Genomic DNA, 16,173 nt, shown 5'->3' with positions numbered 1-16,173 from the left:
TTTTCTCCTTCCTCTCTTTCACTATCTTATTGTCATTACTCGCTTTTGATATCCAATTTCATTTTTACAAAAATTTCATAAATACATTTTGCCTGTTGTTCTGGCTAAATAAAAAAATAGTTGATAGATAAAAACTCTATAAAAATGATAAATGATAGATACTAACACTGGCTAAGTCGTGATTTTTGGCGGTTTTTTAGGTAAAAGATCACTCTGCAGACAGTGTGACAACATGATTCCCTGAGTTTGATTAATACCGGATTTTTGCATTGTGTCATTTTCCCGTCGACTTAATATAAGCCCCGAAACAGCGTAAACAACTGTGGACGGTATTTCGGATGGAATACCAATGAAGTTCAAAATACGGGGCGGCTTGAGATGGATTGTTTGCAAGGATATGCGCTACCGCCACCTGCAGATCAGGATTCCCGGACATAAATTATCTGCGGAAATAGATCTTCGGAATAACTAAAAAACAGATATAAGGTTAAGTAGTAATATGAAAATGAAAAATGTGGCTGTGGCCTGTGCGCTGATGGCGGGAATGACTTTTACTGCCTCTTCTGCTTTTGCTGCAAAAAATGTCGAACCGACTAACGGTAAAATTCACTTCACCGGTTCTCTGGTTAATTCCGCATGTGGTCTGGCACCAGAATCCAGCCCGGTACAGGTTAATTTTGGTGAGATCCCAACTTCTCAGTTAAAAGACAACCAACGTGCTGGCGTTAAGCATGCCAAAATCGTTCTGCAGGGCTGTGATACGACCGTCGCGAAAACGGCCACTGTGACTTATACCCCGGCAACGATTGATACAGACAACAACGCGCTGGCTGCATTCACCTCTGGTACTGCAAAGGGCGCGGGCATCGGTATGATTGACAGTGGCAACCAGGACGTGGAATGGGGTCAAACCGCCTCTCAGGTCAACATTACCGATGGTGAAACCGACATTGATTTCGTCGCTTACCTGCAGGCAAACAACGCATCTGCCGCGGTAACTCCAGGTGATTTCGAATCTACCGTTAATTTCCAGATCGACTACCAGTAACGATCTGCAGCAGGCGCATTAACGCGCCTGCTTAACCCTTCCTGCGAATAACTGAAAGGAAATGCGGTGATGCCTGGATGGCGAATTTTACTGCTTTTTATCTTCATATCGCCTGCATGGGTTTTGGCTGACACCAATCGTCTTGTCAGTACGCCCGGCAAAATGCGCATGCGCGGAAATATTATTGAGGCTGCCTGTTATGTCGATCCACGCGACCGGTCGCTACTGGTTGAATTTGATGATCTCTCAGCCAGAGATATTTCCGGAAAACCAGAGAAAGTATCAGCGCATGATTTCAGCATTCATTTGTTGGGATGTTCATTAGGGGATTCTCAACACCCCGGGAATCTGTTTCAACGCGCCAATATTACCTTTTCTGGCGCACCGGATAGTGACAATCCTGATTATCTAAGCGTGCAATCGGAAACTGAAAATTTAGCGATAGAAATATATGACAGCAACGGACAGCAAATTCATCTGGGTGAGCCATCACCGGACTATGTGCTTAATCCAGGGAAAAACACGCTCAATTTTACGGCTTATTTGATCTCCCGCGACGGAAGAATGACATCTGGCGAATTTACTGCGGTCACGCATTTTGTTGTGAATTATCTCTGAGCTGCACTGCAATTCGGGTATCTGAAGGTTTGCGAACGAAAATGATCACGCTGAAAACAGATAAAAAACGTCTGGCGCTTTTTATTGCTCTGGTCTGTGCCTCTTCATGGGCTGAAGCGGATGAGGCCATTGAATTTAATACCGACGTACTGGATGCCAGCGACAGGCACAATGTCGATTTGCAGCGTTTTTCCGAAGGCAACTTTGTGACTCCCGGAGAATATCTGCTGGATGTTCGTATTAACAGCCAGGAGATTCCACAGCAGTCGATCCGTTATATCGTCGATCCTGCCAACCCGCATAAATCCATGGCATGTCTGACCCCGCAACAACTCGAATTACTGGCGCTCAAAGAAGAAGCGCTGGCCTATATTCATCCGATTAGCGCGACCTGCTATGACATTTCCCGTCTGCCGGGTGTGGCGCTGAATAATAGCGCAGGCGTACTGGACATTATCGTGCCTCAGGCGTGGATGAAATATACCGATCCAGACTGGACGCCACCGGAGCGCTGGGATAACGGCGTCGCGGGGCTGATTTTTGACTACAGCGTCTCGGGTCAGGCCACACATTATGAACAGGGCGGCGATCGTTATCGCTCTCTGTCTGGTTATGGGCAGACAGGTTTTAACCTCGGCGCGTGGCGATTTCGTGGCCAGTATCAGGCCAATTACGCTTCGGATGATAATCGCGGCCGTATCGACTGGGATCAGATCTATGCCTATCGACCGTTGCCGATGCAGGCTGCAAAACTGACGGTCGGCGAAATCTACCTGAATTCTCAGGTTTTTGATTCGGTACGTTTCACCGGGGCTAACCTCGCCAGCGACGAGCGTATGTTGCCACCGAATTTGCAGGGCTACGCGCCTGAAGTGCACGGCATCGCCCGCAGCAATGCGAAGGTTACCGTCAGTCAGCAGGGCCGTGTTATCTATCAAACCACCGTTCCTGCAGGGCCATTTAATATTCAGGATCTGCACGGTTCGGTACGCGGCACGCTGGATGTTCGCGTCGAGGAGCAGGATGGCAGCGTACATACTTTTCAGGTCAATACGGCCGATATTCCTTATCTGACGCGCCCAGGCTATGTGCGCTACAACGCCGCGGTTGGGAAGCCATCGCGTTATAACCACGACGTTCAGGGGCCTGCGTTTTATAGCGGTGATTTTTCATGGGGGGTCAGCAATGCATGGTCGCTGTACGGCGGCGCGCTGCTGACTGGCGATCGCTATAACGCCTGGTCGATGGGGATTGGGCGGGACTTGAGCTGGCTGGGGGCGCTGTCGGCTGATGCGACGCAATCCGTGAGTCGGGTAAAGCATCAGGCTGAACAAAAAGGCATGTCTTTTAAGCTCAGCTACGCCAAAACTTTTGATGAGTACAACAGCGCCATCACCTTTGCCGGTTACCGCTTCTCACAGCGTAACTTCCGCACTTTCTCGCAGTTTCTCGACGAGCAGTATGAAAATAACAACAGTGCCGGCAACGAAAAAGAGATGTACACCATCACCGGCAACAAAACCTTCTTTGCTGACGATCCACTATTAGCGACCACGTTGTACCTGACCTATACCCACCAGAACTATTGGGATCGCGGTTCCCAGGATCGTTACGGATTATCGATGGGGCACAGCTTTTCATTTGCTGGCATCCAGGGGATCAGCGCCAACGTTGCGGCTTACCGCTCTGAGTATCAGGGCAAACGAGACGACAGTCTTTCGCTTTCAATCTCGGTGCCATGGAGCGATGGCCGCTCTATGGATTACGAATTGCAGAACAGCGGCAACCAGACCAGCCAGATGGTTTCGTATTCCGATAACCGCGACCGTAACAATCCGTGGCGTTTGCGCACAGGGGTTTCCGGTGAAGGGCGTACGGCGTTTGATGGCTATTACAAGCACCGCAGCATGATGGCGGAACTGGAATCTAACGTCAGCTGGCAGCAATCACGTTATTTCTCCGTGGGCGGCACGATGCGCGGCGGCTTTACCGCGACGCGTCACGGTGCGGCGCTGCACAACAGCCAGGCGTCGATGAATACCGCCAGGGTGATGGTTGATACCGACGGGGTGGCGAACGTGCCGCTGAACGGCGAACAGGCGCACTCAAACCGTTTCGGTATTGCCGTCGTACCGGACGTCGTTAGCTATCACAGCTTTGATACCCGTATCGATGTGGACGCAATGGACGAGGACATTTCCGCGACTAAAGCCATCGTGACCAACACCCTGACGGAAGGTGCGATTGGCTACCAGCATTTTGCCGTGGCACAGGGGCAAAAAATGATGGCGCTGCTGCGCCTGAAGGATGGTTCGGTACCGCCGTTTGGCGCCGAAGTGTTTAACGCTAACGGCGTTAGCGTCGCCATGGTAATGGAAAACGGTATGGCCTGGATTGCGGGTGTGAATCCGGCTGAGCGTCTTTCCGTTGCCTGGGCTGGCCGTGCGCAGTGCCACTTACAGGTGCCACAACAAATCAACCCGGAAGGTAACGTGCTGTTGCCTTGTGAATAATTTCAATAACCTGAATGAATTTTGTCATGAATAATCAAGCTTTTTACTCCGTGCAGCGTTGGCTTAAACCCGTGGCCTGTGGACTGCTTTTGATTGCAGAGATCAACACCTCATGGGCGGGTATTGCGCTCGACCGTACCCGCATGATCATCACTGGTGATGCGCGCTCAGTCAGTGCGAACTTAACCAATACCAGCCCGAGCATTCCGTTTCTGGCTCAGTCGTGGGTGGAAGATGCCAACGGAACAAAAATTACCTCGCCGCTGATGGTCTTACCGCCGCTGCAACGAATTAACGGCGGGCAAAAGGGAATTGCCCGCGTGACGAAAACCAGCGGGATCAACGCCCTGCCGCAGGATCGCGAGAGCTTGTTCTACCTGAACGTACGTGAAATTCCGCCTAAACCGGATAAGCCGAACGTGCTGCAACTGGCGATGCAGTCGCGCATCAAATTGTTCTACCGTCCGGCCGCCATTGTGCCGGAAACGCCGGGCGCCGTGTGGCAAAACCAACTGGTCTTTCACAAGCAGGGCCAGCGCTGGCGTGTGGATAACCCAACGCCTTACTTCGTCACCTTAATCGGCTTAAGCCGCAAGCCAGAAGCGCAGGGAGGCGGCAGATTGACCGACTTCCCCGGCGTTATGGTCTCACCAAAATCCTCTCTCGATTTCAGCGTCACGGACGGCAGCGTCAGCCAGTTCAGCATGATGTACGTGAACGATTTTGGCGGTCATCCCGAACTGAAATTCAGCTGCACAGGCAATGTATGTAAAGCATTGCCGATGGAGCAACAGCCCCGGTAACAGGAATCGTAAATGAAAAAGATGCTTTGCGCCCTGCTGATGGCGGGCATGGCCTGGCAGGTTCAGGCCACCAGCGGCCGCCAGGATATGAGCAACGTGTCCGGTGAGTATGGCAACGTCCGCTTTCACGGCCGGGTCTACGTGTCGCCGTGCGTGCTGGATATGGCCTCACGCGATCAGACCATCAATCTTGGTGATATTTCCGCCAGTCGGTTTCGCCAGGGCGGCGATCGCAGCGAACCGGTGTTGGTCACGCTGTACCTGAACGGCTGCTTAAAGGGCTCTGGTCATACCCTGAGGGATTTCCCCGGGCAGACCAGCGAAATGCCTGAGCTGGCGCACAGCACGGTGGAACGTGGCGTTTCGATGACGCTGATGGCTGAAGGCGCGCCGGAAAACAGTGACCTGGGGCGTATTCGTGGTGATGTGCGCGGCGCGGGCATTCGGCTACTGACCGAGCGTAATCAGCTGATCCATCTGAACCAACCGCAACGTATGTGGATCCTCAAACCAGGCGATAACGCCATTCACTTTCTGGCCACGCTGGAATCTTTTGGGCCAGAGGTGACTGCCGGAGAATTTAACGGCCTGGTGAGACTTAAGCTGGAGTATCTATGAGCGTATTACGCAAAGCGCTGTTGTGGGTTGCCCTGGCTGGCTGTCCACTGGCCGGGCAGGCATTTACACAGGGGGAAGGTGAGCCGGAGGGCGGGTCGCCGCATCAGTACGATATCGAATTGAGCTCGCTGGATGTCAGTAAAAACCACGTGGGTGGCAGAACGGATCCGTTTACCTGGAACCTGGGCAGTTGGTATGTGGTGAATTTCTATTGCGAGCAGGCTGACATCTCCCGGTCGCCGATTTACTACACCACCACGACTACGATGCCGCCTTCAAATCAGGGGGCGAACCGTTTTCGGCTAAATGAGTATCTGGATGTAGAAGTGCAGGTGTGGGTTGCCGGGGGCTATAAACAGTATGTTCAGGCGCCTTTTACCAACGTTTCAAACCGCAACAGCAATAACACTTGCAAAAAGCGCAAGGGCTACACGCGCGCCACTAACGTTGAAAGTGGTTCAAAAGGGAAAGTGACGTTTATTGTCACTAAACCCATTATCAACGGCATCAATATCACTTCCCAATCGCTGGTGGAGGTTGCCGGGCGCATGGGGAGCGCGGGACCTACGCCCACTACGGCGATTTCCCGTGTGGTGATTAAATCCGGGCTGATTACCGTACCGGACAAATGCACCTTCAACCGGGGAGACAAAATCAGTATTGAGTTTGGCGATCTGCCAGGATCCGCTGCCCGGCTCAATGGCACTAACTACAGCAAGTCGATCCCCATTCATGTTGTTTGTGAAGGCGGCAGCTTCGATCAGGGCGCGCTGAACATTAATCTTGGCGTACAAACTACCACGGCGTCAGGCACGGCGGGGTTCAACGATCATCTCCTCGGCACGCTGAGCGGCGGACAAAAGCGCGACGATCTCGGCATTATGCTTAAAGACGAGAGCGGTGGCACCGTCGTGCCCAATCAATTCTATAACGTGAAAGGTTTTTACCAGAATCAGGGCGACTGGAATCTCACCGCTGCACCGGTGGCAAAGCCGGGCGTGGGAAGCGTTAAGGAAGGTGAGTTTGAAGCCTCTGCCACCGTTGTTGCGCAGTTTCAGTAGGGGGATGCCATGAGATTTTCGGCGTTATTCGCGATCGGCGTGTTACTGCTTGGCGGCATGGCGCAGGCCGACACCAAACTGGTCGGCGGCGATATGTATTTTCACGGCACTATCAGAGCGCTGGCCTGCAGCCTGGCACCTGGAGGCGACAAAATCGAGGTCGATTTCGGGCAAATCGCAACGCAGGATCTCTATCTTTCGGGGCGCAGTAAGCCGGAAAAATTCAGCATTCAGCTACGCGACTGCAACCCAGAGGTTTTTCGCGGGATCTCGGTCACTTTCAGTGGTAGTGAGGATGCTGAGCTTGCCGATCATCTGGCGCTGGATAGCAGTGAACAGGGCGGCGCGACAGGGATCGGTATTGGGATGAGCGAAGAGGACGGCACGGCAATCCGCCTTGATGAGAGCACGTCAGTCAAAGAGATAACTGCAGGCTCGATGACGCTAAATTTTTGGGCGTGGGTCGCAGCAGAGCCGTCGGCGATAAAAAATCAGTCTCTCGAATACGGTCCATTCAGCGCCAGCGGGACCTGGACACTGAGCTACCAGTAGCATGATGAACGCTCTGAATCGTATTGCCCCGCTGCCTGCGCAGAAATTATTGCTCGTTATTAGTCTGTTTTTCTGGTGTGGGGTAATGCATCTCTACTGGCCGAATAACGGCGGCAGCGGTCTGTCGTTGCCGCTTAATATTACGAGCTGGATTTATGCCGTTGTGCTGGCTGCAAGCGCATCAGTGCTGGTGCCTCGTCAACACTGGCGCATCACTGTCCCCGCCACGGTTTTTTCGATGGGGGCGCTCATCCTGACGCTGCTTTGTCTGCTGACGCCTGGCGTCTGGCAGTTCGAGGCGCAGCTGGTCGCAGGGGCGCTGCTGGGAGGCGTGCTCGTCTATCTGGTGACATTGCAGATTCCGCTTGCGGCAAACACCCTGACGGTACTGCTGACCCTGCTATGGGGCGCGTGCGTCATCGAATGTCTGGCGTTTTTGTATCAGTACTGGCATTTGCCGGGTGTTGATTACTGGGAGTTTGCCTGGCGACGCGGTACGCGGCCCTACGGTATTTTTCAGCAGGTCAATCTGATGGCCAGCTTCACTGCATCTGGTGTGCTGCTGTCAGCTCCGCTCTTTTTACGGCTACGCGACAGATATCGAATTGTCATCGGGGTTGCTCTGGTGATGATGGGCTTTGTGCTGCATGAATCCCAGTCGCAAACCGGCTATGTGTCTGTGGTGGTAGGTGAAGTCTTGCTGCTGGTGGTTTTCCCGGCGCAACGCCGTATGTTGTTGCTACTTCTGCTGCCGCTGGCGTTAGGCATGGTGGCGGGCACGATCGCTCGCCATTTTTTGTCCGTTGCTACAGTCGATCACCTGACCACTTCCCAGGTGCGCTGGACGGTGCTTAAAACGTCACTGGCATTATTTGCCGAACGCCCGTGGACGGGGTGGGGCGTGGGCAGTTTTGCCGCCGTGTTTCTCGAACGCGCGGGGCCGTTGGGGCTGAGCAGCATCTCGCATCCGCACAATGAGCTGGTGCTGTGGCTGGTGGAGGGCGGCCTGGTTGGGCTGGCGGGGGCGCTGTGCTTTATTACGGGAGGCTTCTGGCTGTGGATGCACGGAAATCGCTGGCGTCGCGCCTGTCTGGTGGCGGCGCTGCCGGTGGTCATTCATATGTTGACGGAATACCCCGTCAGGCAGTCAACACCACATTGGTTACTGCTGATCCTGCTGCTTCGTTGTGCAGATAGCCCGCTAAAAGGGGCTCGCCTGACGCTTACGTCGACGTCGCTGATTCGTGCGCTGGCATTGATCTCGTTTTTAACCTTCACGCCATTGTTGCTTCTCTCACTGCACACGCAACAGCAGTTGACGCTGGCGGAGCGACAGTCAGCGCAGTGGCGTCTGGCCGAGTCGCTCCCGGTAGGAGGCTGGCTCCTTGCCCCTCGCTACCGGTTTGATGTTCAGATGGGGTATCTGCAACGGTATCAGCGTACCCGGGATGCTCGCTGGCTGGAAGCGGTTCGCCGCTGGGCGCCTGACTATGTGCGTGTTCACCCAGACCCGAATGTCTCCTTCACGCAAATCTTGCTGGCGTTACAGCAGCGCGACCTACCTGAGGCGCATCGTCTGGCGACGCGCTTTTACCTGACATACCCGAACGATCGTCGTATCCCGTGGCTGCAGGATGCACGACGTCCTTTCAATCAAAAAATGGAATGATATGAACAGATTCAGCGAACAGACCCGCCATGTGCCAGAGCTTCCCCGCAACGCCGAGCTGCTGCGGATCACCGGGATCCGTTTACAGCGCATCCATTTTTTTGATGATGCATCGCTGGATGTCTGTGAGGTGTTAAGTCAGGTACGCACGCCGCTACCGCTCGATCTTTTTTTCAAGCACCTTTCCATCACCGCAAAACAGCAGCTATTTCTGTGGCAAATGCGGCAGGTACTGGCACTCTCGGGAAGTTATTCGCTGAATTTATCCGTCAGGATGCTGACCTGTCTGTCGTGGATTGCGCAGCTCGCCCGGCAGGCACATCAGGGGCGGATTGTTATCGAAATACAGGATCCGGGCACCATGATGCGACTGGACAAGGCAGAACAGCAGGCCGTATGCATTGCCGTCAAAACCCTGGTGCGTCATGGGTTTCGCGTGTGGCTGGATGATGTTTCGCCTGAGCTATTTTTTGTCTGGCGACTGTCTGGCATCCGTTTCGATGCCATCAAAATTGAAAGCGGAATGTTTCATCAGTTCAGGACGTCGGAGTGGCAGTTGAGGGTACTGGTCAATCAATTTCGCGGGCTGGGAGAACGGGTTGTGATTGAGGGGGTGGAAACGCCGCAGGATTACGCCATTTGCCGTATGAGCGGCGCAGATGCTGTGCAGGGATTTTTGTTCGAGCAGGAAGTATTACCGAAAAGCCTGAATCAATGCTGATTCAGGCTATGGTCATTATTCGCTCAGCGTCTGTGCGATATCTTTTTGCACCTGCTGGCGCTGTTCTGGGGTCAGTACTTTGTTCAGGTCGAAATAGTATTTCACGCGGTAATAACGCGCCTGCTGTTCGATATTGCTGAACGCGGAAAGCTGTTTTTTGACGGCGGCGTCATCCCATTTCCCGGACTTGATGACGTCAATCAACGCGCCGTCTTTAACATCCTTCACCGATATCTGGCTAACGTTGGTTTCGAGCTGCTGGTGCAGTTTTTTGATTTGCGCAACCTGGTCAGTGCTCAGTTTAAGGTGCTGAACTACCGGGTCCTGAGCTGGTGCGGGTACATTGGATACGTTTGCTGCAAGCGTGCTAAAAGAAGCGCCAGCCACGGTTGCCGCCAGCAAAGTCATGCGTACGAAGTTCTTCATTTCGGGATCCTGATAAGGGAATTATTAACATTGTCTGTCACTCGCTTAAGACGAGTGATTATCCTTTGCAGAATACGATGCCCGAAGCACGTCGCCACGCGAATTTGTTTTGCGGTTGGTTACGGAGTGAAACAATCCCGCTACGGAAAACGTTGTGCAGCGGGAAGAAGGCGATATCTACAGCGTGAACGGGTCAGCGTCCTGCCAGGCGGGGAACTTCTCGCGGTACTCGCGCAGCGCCGAGAGTGACAGTTCAGCGTCAATGCGCGTAGCCTGATGCGGCTCGGCGGTGGCAATAATCTCCCCCTGCGGATTAATCACCCGGCTGTCACCGCGATAATGATGGCCGTTACCGTCAGTACCCACGCGGTTACATCCTGCTACATAAGCCTGGTTCTCAATTGCCCGCGCGGTGAGCAGAACCTGCCAGTGTAGCGAACGCGGCGCCGGCCAGTTGGCGACATACAATGCCAGGTCGTAATCGTTGCGGTTGCGCGACCATACCGGAAAACGCAGGTCATAACAGACCAACGGCAGAATGCGCCAGCCGCGCCATTCAAAAATAACCCGCGCGTCACCCGCCTGATAATGTTGATGTTCATCCGCCATGCGGAACAGGTGGCGCTTGTCATAGAAATGGACATTACCTTCGGGTTCGACCAGCAAAAAGCGGTTTACCGGGCCACGTTCAGACAAGAGAGCGGCGCTGCCTGCTATAAGGGCGTTCGTCTGTTGCGCCTTAGTGCGCATCCAACTGACAACCTCTTCCTGCGGCAGCGATTTGCTTGCCGCTTCCATGGCAAATCCGCTGGTAAACATTTCAGGTAACACAATGACATCACGTCCGGTGACGGTTTCCAGTTGGCGGTCGAAATGGCGCAGGTTGGCCGGGCCATCCATCCAGATCAGCGGTTGTTGCAGCAGAGTAATTTTCAAACCGGGCACGATCGAGGCTCCTCATTGAACAACATTTTGACACTGTAGCATGAGCTCTAACTGAAATGTGGCAATAAAAAGCCCCGCATTAAGCGGGGCTAAACGTTGTGCGTGTGTCGTTACGCGGCTTCGACTTTACGCACCTTCTCTGGCAGCTTTACCGGCTGAGTCGCCAGCGCCTCGGGTTCAAAGTCATCCACGTTGATGCTACGCAGACGACTTGCTTCGGCTTTCACCAGAATTGCGGCTTCGTCTTTATCAATCAGCCCTTTAGCCAGCGCATTGTGCGCCAGTTCATCCAGGCGGGTAAACGGCAGGTTTTTACCCAGCTCTTTGCAGATCCGCTGGTGGATAGGGTCGGCTGCAATCACATCCAGCAAAGCCTCTTCCAGCAAACCTACCGGGTTATGCTCGCTCGGCGTCAGGTATTGACCACGACCAAGGCGAGAACGAGTGGCGCTCGGAACCTGCAGAATCTTCGCGACTTTATGATCCAGCTTGTCAGACGGTGCATGGTAGTGGCGACCGGTAGGGAAGATAACCACATTCAGCAGGCCCGCGACCAGTCGGTTCGGGAAGTTTTTCAGCAGGTCGTCCATCGCCTGTTCCGCTTTGTACAACGCATCCTGAACACCCCAGTGAACCAACGGCAGGTCTGCTTCATTACGGCCTTCATCGTCATAACGCTTCAGTACCGCAGAGGCCAGATACAGCTGACTTAATACATCGCCCAGACGCGCGGAGATACGTTCACGGCGCTTCAGGCTACCGCCCAGTACGGCCATGGAGACATCCGAAAGCAGTGCCAGGTTAGCGCTCAGACGGTTCAGATGCTGGTAGTAACGTTTGGTCGCATCGCCGGTTGGCGTGCTGCTGGTTAAGCCGCGCGTCAGGCCCAACCAGAAGCTGCGCACTTTGTTACTGCCGACGTGGCCGATGTGTTTAAACAGCAGCTTGTCGAATGCATTCACATCGTTACTCTGTGCCGCGGCCATCTCTTCCAGAACATACGGATGGCAGCGAATCGCCCCCTGACCGAAGATCATCATGCTCCGGGTCAGAATGTTGGCACCTTCAACGGTAATGGCGATAGGCGCGCCCTGATAAGCTCGGGCGAGGAAGTTGCTTTCGCCAAGCATAATGCCTTTACCGCCAGTAATATCCATTGCATCGATGATTGACTGCTGTCCACGGTGGGTACAGTGATACTTCACGATGGCCGACAGCACCGCCGGTTTTTCACCCAGCATAATACCGTAGGTAATCAGCGACGCCGCTGCATCCATCACGTACGCGTTACCCGCAATACGTGCCAACGGCTCTTCAATACCTTCCATCTTACCGATAGAGATTTTGAACTGGCGACGAATGTGCGCATACGCGCCGGTTGCCATTGCGACCGATTTCACGCCGCCCGTCGAGTTAGACGGCAGGGTAATACCGCGTCCCACGGACAGACATTCCACCAGCATGCGCCAGCCCTGACCGGCCATTTTTGGGCCACCGATGATGTAATCAATCGGCACGAAGACATCTTTGCCCAGCGTCGGACCGTTCTGGAACGGTACGTTCAGCGGGAAGTGTCGACGCCCAATTTGTACGCCTGGCGTTGACGTTGGGATCAGCGCACAGGTAATGCCGAGATCTTCTTCACCACCCAGCAGTTTTTCCGGGTCGGAGAGTTTAAATGCCAGACCCAGTACGGTAGCGATAGGTGCCAGCGTGATATAACGCTTATTCCAGGTCAGGCGCATACCCAGCACCTGCTGGCCCTGCCAGTCGCCCATACAAACCACGCCGGTATCAGGGATCGCGCCTGCGTCGGAACCCGCTTCCGGGCTGGTCAGAGCAAAGCAGGGGATCTCCTGACCACGAGCCAGACGCGGCAGGTAATGATTCTTCTGCTCTTCGGTGCCGTAATGCTGCAGCAGTTCGCCAGGGCCTAAGGAGTTAGGTACGCCAACGGTGATCGCCAGGATCCCGGAAACGCCGGAGAGTTTCTGCAGAACGCGAGCCTGAGCATACGCGGAGAATTCCAGCCCGCCGTACTCTTTCTTAATGATCATCGCGAAGAAGCGGTGTTCTTTCAGATACGCCCACAGTTCCGGCGGCAGATCCGCGAGTTCATGGGTGATCTGGAAGTCATTCGCCATGCGGCAGGCTTCTTCCACCGGGCCGTCAATAAACGCTTGTTCTTCAGCTGTCAGATGCGGCTGAGGATAGTTATGCAGTTTTTTCCAGTCTGGCTTGCCCTGGAACAGGTCGCCTTCCCACCAGGTTGTACCGGCATCAATCGCCTCTTTCTCAGTACGCGACATCGGCGGCATGACTTTACGGAAACCGCGGAACACTGGCGCAGAGATCATGGATTTGCGCATTGGCGTAAAGTTAAACGGTACGAGGAGAATGGCCAGAGGAACCAGCAGCCAGATTGACCACAGGCCAACCACGCCAAGCGCAGCTGTCCAGGCGAGCAAAATTAAGCTGCTGAGGAATAAGCTCACGCGGTGATAAAACAGAACGCTGAGCAGAACAACCGTAGCGATAATACTCAAAATCATCATAACGAAAAGCTCCCTTGCTTGTAGGAGGTCTGACCACTTGTGATGATATGGTTGTAGTGGATGTAAATTCTTTTAGCAATGTGTTTACAAAATAATTACAACAAAGCTCACATTGTTGCTGTTTTAACCGGCACAAAAAATCAAAAGCCGCAGCCATTCCTGTGGCTTGTACTTCTCGCTGGTAGCGCTATCCGGTACACTGCATCTTGTCATTTACATTCATGCTGAAGGATATCCTCATGTACCAGGATCTTATTCGTAACGAACTGAGCGAAGCGGCGGAAACGCTGGCTAATTTTCTTAAAGATGACGCCAATATTCACGCCATTCAGCGCGCGGCGGTCCTGTTGGCAGACAGCTTTAAAGCTGGCGGTAAGGTACTTTCTTGCGGTAACGGCGGTTCCCATTGCGACGCGATGCACTTCGCCGAAGAGCTGACCGGACGTTATCGCGAAAACCGCCCAGGCTACCCGGCGATCGCTATCTCTGATGTCAGCCATATCTCCTGCGTCAGCAACGATTTCGGTTACGATTATGTCTTCTCCCGCTACGTTGAAGCCGTGGGTCGCGAAGGCGATGTCCTGTTAGGCATCTCTACTTCAGGGAATTCCGCTAACGTGATTAAAGCGATTGCCGCAGCGCGCGAGAAAGGGATGAAAGTCATCACCCTGACTGGTAAAGATGGCGGCAAAATGGCGGGTAGTGCGGATATCGAAATTCGCGTGCCGCACTTTGGCTATGCTGACCGCATTCAGGAAATTCATATCAAAGTGATCCATATCCTGATCCAGTTGATCGAAAAAGAGATGGTGAAGTAAGAAGGCTATTTTATTTGCCATTTTGAATCCGGGCAGTGCCCGAAATCCTCACGTACTACGTGTACGCTCCGGTTTCTGCGCGCTGTCCGAATCTAAACTGGCTGCAACAATTACGCCTTCCCGCTTAAAGGCGTTTGTGGAGGTGATGTATGTGCGAACTGCTCGGGATGAGCGCCAATGTGCCAACCGATATCTGCTTTAGCTTCACCGGGCTGGTTCAGCGCGGCGGAGGTACCGGGCCGCACAAAGACGGCTGGGGTATTACGTTTTATGAAGGTAAGGGTTGCCGTACGTTTAAAGATCCGCAACCCAGCTTTAATTCGCCTATCGCCAAACTGGTACAAGACTATCCCATCAAATCCTGTTCCGTGATTGCCCATATTCGTCAGGCGAATCGTGGCGAAGTGGCATTGGAAAACACCCATCCATTTACGCGTGAACTGTGGGGACGTAACTGGACGTACGCTCATAACGGACAGCTCAGCGGCTATAAATCGCTGGAAACCGGTAATTTCCGTCCGGTCGGGGAAACCGACAGCGAAAAAGCTTTCTGCTGGCTGCTCCACAAGCTAACTGAACGTTATCCGCGTACGCCTGGCAATATGACGGCAGTGTTTAAATATATCGCGATGCTGGCAGGAGAATTGCGTGAGAAGGGCGTCTTCAACATGCTGTTGTCTGACGGGCGTTATGTGATGGCTTTCTGCTCGACCAACCTGTTTTGGATCACCCGTCGTGCGCCGTTTGGCGTGGCGACACTGCTGGATCAGGATGTGGAAATCGATTTTAGCTCAGAGACCACACCCAATGATGTGGTCACCGTGATTGCCACTCAGCCGCTAACCGGCAATGAAACCTGGCAAAAGATTATGCCAGGCGAGTGGGCGTTATTTTGTCTCGGGGAGCGTATAGTTTGATGCCAGTTGCGGCTGAACCACTTCGTGACTCAATGGCTTGCTGATAACGTAACGGCCATCGACGACGGAAACGGTCGGTGGCTTACGCGTTTGTTCAAAGTAATCGTAGCCAGGCTTTAGCTGCGCCCAGAATTCTTTGTAATACGAGAACTTATGGCGCTGCATGTTGGCATCGGTCATGCGGAATGGATAAATGCTAACCTGCACGCTGGACTGCCCAAACACCAGTGCGCCGGTGACAAACTGGAAAATCTCATCAATGCCGTTGTCGGTCATTGCGTAGCAGCCGACGGAAACGCAGGCGCCGTGGATCATCAGGTATTTACCTTCATAACCGTGTGCGCGGTCGTAGGCGTTAGGGAAACCAATGTTAATCGCTTTATAAAAGCGGCTATCCGGTTTCAGCTGTCCGCGCTGTACGCTGTAAAACCCTTCCGGGCTTTTGAAATCGCCCTGACGCTGTTTCGGACCTAAGCCGCCGGAATAATTGCAGATCTTATAGCTGTCGAGCAATTGATACTGTTCGCCCATCTTGACGTACAGATCCAGCGTTCGCTCTTCTTTGAAGATCTGGATATAGACGGGGGAGCCCATTAATTGCTGCTTATATTCTTTGCTGACAGGCGTAGTCGGGCTGCTGCTGCTCAGCAAACCGGCAAATGAAACGCACGGCAATAAAAGCATCGCAAGAAAAAATGCGATTTTACGCATACTGCTTATTCCTTGATAAAACGATTACACACGCCAGGACGGCAAAAAGAGTTCCCAAATCGGATAAATCTGGATCTGGAGCGCTCACATTATCACCCAGAGAGTTTTTCGCAAGTCTCTCGTGCGGCGTTTACACTTTAGATTTTCTTTATACGGAAAATTGTGCTTAAAGGCAGTCAGACACTGACGTATTTTGTG

At 53.3% G+C, this 16,173-nt stretch carries 15 protein-coding genes; 11 read left to right on the top strand and 4 right to left on the bottom strand.

Annotated elements, in window-relative coordinates; genetic code table 11:
• Positions 1 to 499: 499 nt before the first annotated feature.
• The 9 genes from HV311_RS20345 to HV311_RS20305 all read left to right on the top strand — a co-directional run bounded on the left by HV311_RS20345 (position 500) and on the right by HV311_RS20305 (position 9,603).
• Positions 500 to 1,048: a fimbrial protein gene (locus tag HV311_RS20345; RefSeq protein ID WP_191220411.1), complete on the top strand. Its 549-nt coding sequence runs from the start codon at positions 500 to 502 to the stop codon at positions 1,046 to 1,048.
• Positions 1,049 to 1,117: 69 nt separating this feature from the next.
• Positions 1,118 to 1,666, top strand: coding sequence for a fimbrial protein (locus tag HV311_RS20340; protein ID WP_019076063.1), 549 nt, complete (start codon positions 1,118 to 1,120; stop codon positions 1,664 to 1,666).
• 41 nt (positions 1,667 to 1,707) lie between these two features.
• A complete protein-coding gene (locus HV311_RS20335; RefSeq protein WP_016155751.1) occupies positions 1,708 to 4,179 on the top strand; it encodes a fimbria/pilus outer membrane usher protein in 2,472 nt (823 codons plus the stop codon).
• A 26-nt stretch (positions 4,180 to 4,205) separates the two neighbouring features.
• The gene (locus HV311_RS20330; protein ID WP_019076064.1) at positions 4,206 to 4,982 is read left to right on the top strand and encodes a fimbrial biogenesis chaperone; all 777 of its coding nucleotides are present in this window, start codon (positions 4,206 to 4,208) and stop codon (positions 4,980 to 4,982) included.
• 12 nt (positions 4,983 to 4,994) lie between these two features.
• Positions 4,995 to 5,600, top strand: coding sequence for a fimbrial protein (locus tag HV311_RS20325; RefSeq protein WP_019076065.1), 606 nt, complete (start codon positions 4,995 to 4,997; stop codon positions 5,598 to 5,600).
• Positions 5,597 to 6,661, top strand: coding sequence for a fimbrial protein (locus tag HV311_RS20320; protein ID WP_016155754.1), 1,065 nt, complete (start codon positions 5,597 to 5,599; stop codon positions 6,659 to 6,661). The genes HV311_RS20325 and HV311_RS20320 overlap by 4 nt, the downstream gene beginning before the upstream one ends.
• Before the next feature lie 9 nt (positions 6,662 to 6,670).
• Positions 6,671 to 7,213, top strand: a complete 543-nt coding sequence (locus tag HV311_RS20315; RefSeq protein ID WP_131405626.1) for a fimbrial protein — start codon at positions 6,671 to 6,673, stop codon at positions 7,211 to 7,213.
• 1 nt (position 7,214) lies between these two features.
• The gene (locus tag HV311_RS20310; RefSeq protein ID WP_191220410.1) at positions 7,215 to 8,882 is read left to right on the top strand and encodes an O-antigen ligase family protein; all 1,668 of its coding nucleotides are present in this window, start codon (positions 7,215 to 7,217) and stop codon (positions 8,880 to 8,882) included.
• A gap of 1 nt (position 8,883) precedes the next feature.
• On the top strand, positions 8,884 to 9,603 hold the full coding sequence (locus HV311_RS20305) for an EAL domain-containing protein (protein ID WP_191220409.1): 720 nt from the start codon (positions 8,884 to 8,886) through the stop codon (positions 9,601 to 9,603).
• Between the two features lie 15 nt (positions 9,604 to 9,618).
• On the opposite strand, the gene HV311_RS20300 is transcribed toward HV311_RS20305, so the two are convergent.
• The 3 genes from HV311_RS20300 to fadE form a co-directional block, all read right to left on the bottom strand.
• Positions 9,619 to 10,029, bottom strand: coding sequence for a Spy/CpxP family protein refolding chaperone (locus HV311_RS20300; protein WP_053389578.1), 411 nt, complete (start codon positions 10,027 to 10,029; stop codon positions 9,619 to 9,621).
• A gap of 177 nt (positions 10,030 to 10,206) precedes the next feature.
• A complete protein-coding gene (locus HV311_RS20295; RefSeq protein ID WP_016151813.1) occupies positions 10,207 to 10,974 on the bottom strand; it encodes an amidohydrolase in 768 nt (255 codons plus the stop codon).
• Between the two features lie 110 nt (positions 10,975 to 11,084).
• Complete coding sequence (gene fadE / locus HV311_RS20290) at positions 11,085 to 13,529, bottom strand: acyl-CoA dehydrogenase FadE (RefSeq protein WP_016151814.1); 2,445 nt, start codon at positions 13,527 to 13,529, stop codon at positions 11,085 to 11,087.
• Positions 13,530 to 13,768: 239 nt separating this feature from the next.
• Here fadE and lpcA point away from each other — a divergent pair, with 239 nt between their 5' ends.
• Together lpcA and HV311_RS20280 are read left to right on the top strand one after the other, a co-directional pair.
• Positions 13,769 to 14,347, top strand: coding sequence for a D-sedoheptulose 7-phosphate isomerase (gene lpcA, locus HV311_RS20285; RefSeq protein WP_016155760.1), 579 nt, complete (start codon positions 13,769 to 13,771; stop codon positions 14,345 to 14,347).
• A gap of 149 nt (positions 14,348 to 14,496) precedes the next feature.
• On the top strand, positions 14,497 to 15,264 hold the full coding sequence (locus HV311_RS20280) for a class II glutamine amidotransferase (RefSeq protein WP_016151816.1): 768 nt from the start codon (positions 14,497 to 14,499) through the stop codon (positions 15,262 to 15,264).
• On the opposite strand, the gene dpaA is transcribed toward HV311_RS20280, so the two are convergent.
• A complete protein-coding gene (gene dpaA, locus HV311_RS20275; protein WP_016151817.1) occupies positions 15,235 to 15,975 on the bottom strand; it encodes a peptidoglycan meso-diaminopimelic acid protein amidase in 741 nt (246 codons plus the stop codon). The genes HV311_RS20280 and dpaA overlap by 30 nt on opposite strands.
• Positions 15,976 to 16,173 lie beyond the last annotated feature (198 nt).

Origin of the sequence: Citrobacter sp. RHBSTW-00881, assembly GCF_013728515.1 — a bacterium.
GTDB classification, from domain to species: domain Bacteria; phylum Pseudomonadota; class Gammaproteobacteria; order Enterobacterales; family Enterobacteriaceae; genus Citrobacter; species Citrobacter braakii.
The sequence above is the reverse complement of the archived record's forward strand: the minus strand, read 5'-3'. Positions and strand labels throughout refer to the sequence as shown.

Bases quoted from the DNA above. Each gene is read 5' to 3' on its own strand.
- HV311_RS20345 (WP_191220411.1), top strand. From the start codon at position 500: ATGAAAATGAAAAATGTGGCTGTGGCCTGTGCGCTGATGGCGGGAATG.
- HV311_RS20340 (WP_019076063.1), top strand. From the start codon at position 1,118: ATGCCTGGATGGCGAATTTTACTGCTTTTTATCTTCATATCGCCTGCA.
- HV311_RS20335 (WP_016155751.1), top strand. From the start codon at position 1,708: ATGATCACGCTGAAAACAGATAAAAAACGTCTGGCGCTTTTTATTGCT.
- HV311_RS20330 (WP_019076064.1), top strand. From the start codon at position 4,206: ATGAATAATCAAGCTTTTTACTCCGTGCAGCGTTGGCTTAAACCCGTG.
- HV311_RS20325 (WP_019076065.1), top strand. From the start codon at position 4,995: ATGAAAAAGATGCTTTGCGCCCTGCTGATGGCGGGCATGGCCTGGCAG.
- HV311_RS20320 (WP_016155754.1), top strand. From the start codon at position 5,597: ATGAGCGTATTACGCAAAGCGCTGTTGTGGGTTGCCCTGGCTGGCTGT.
- HV311_RS20315 (WP_131405626.1), top strand. From the start codon at position 6,671: ATGAGATTTTCGGCGTTATTCGCGATCGGCGTGTTACTGCTTGGCGGC.
- HV311_RS20310 (WP_191220410.1), top strand. From the start codon at position 7,215: ATGATGAACGCTCTGAATCGTATTGCCCCGCTGCCTGCGCAGAAATTA.
- HV311_RS20305 (WP_191220409.1), top strand. From the start codon at position 8,884: ATGAACAGATTCAGCGAACAGACCCGCCATGTGCCAGAGCTTCCCCGC.
- HV311_RS20300 (WP_053389578.1), bottom strand. From the start codon at position 10,029: ATGAAGAACTTCGTACGCATGACTTTGCTGGCGGCAACCGTGGCTGGC.
- fadE (WP_016151814.1), bottom strand. From the start codon at position 13,529: ATGATGATTTTGAGTATTATCGCTACGGTTGTTCTGCTCAGCGTTCTG.
- lpcA (WP_016155760.1), top strand. From the start codon at position 13,769: ATGTACCAGGATCTTATTCGTAACGAACTGAGCGAAGCGGCGGAAACG.
- HV311_RS20280 (WP_016151816.1), top strand. From the start codon at position 14,497: ATGTGCGAACTGCTCGGGATGAGCGCCAATGTGCCAACCGATATCTGC.
- dpaA (WP_016151817.1), bottom strand. From the start codon at position 15,975: ATGCGTAAAATCGCATTTTTTCTTGCGATGCTTTTATTGCCGTGCGTT.